Origin of the sequence: Ruminococcus sp. N15.MGS-57 (assembly GCF_000980385.1) — a bacterium.
GTDB lineage: Bacteria > Bacillota > Clostridia > Oscillospirales > Ruminococcaceae > Hominimerdicola > Hominimerdicola aceti.
Genome location: NZ_LARF01000159.1, coordinates 1 through 290, shown reverse-complemented (window position 1 = coordinate 290; position 290 = coordinate 1). Strand labels below are relative to the sequence as shown.

The window sequence follows — 290 nt, the reverse complement described above, 5'->3', positions numbered from 1 at the left end:
CCCGCTACCTCCACCTTGGCAAGGTGGCGCTCTACCAGATGAGCTACATCCGCATTTTATTGGTGCCTCCGGGCGGAATCGAACCACCGACACGGGGATTTTCAGTCCCCTGCTCTACCGACTGAGCTACAGAGGCAAAAATTGGCGACCCGGAACGGGTTCGAACCGTCGACCTCTAGCGTGACAGGCTAGCGTTCTAACCAACTGAACTACCGGGCCAATTGTGGTGGGAACAACAGGGCTCGAACCTGTGACCCTCTGCTTGTAAGGCAGATGCTCTCCCAGCTGAG

At 57.2% G+C, this 290-nt stretch carries 2 tRNA genes; both read right to left on the bottom strand.

Annotated features, from left to right (window positions below):
• Window positions 1-60: 60 nt before the first annotated feature.
• Window positions 61-136: transfer RNA gene (locus WS40_RS11085), tRNA-Phe, on the bottom strand.
• A 6-nt stretch (window positions 137-142) separates the two neighbouring features.
• Window positions 143-219 (bottom strand) — tRNA-Asp (locus WS40_RS11080).
• Window positions 220-290: the final 71 nt, after the last annotated feature.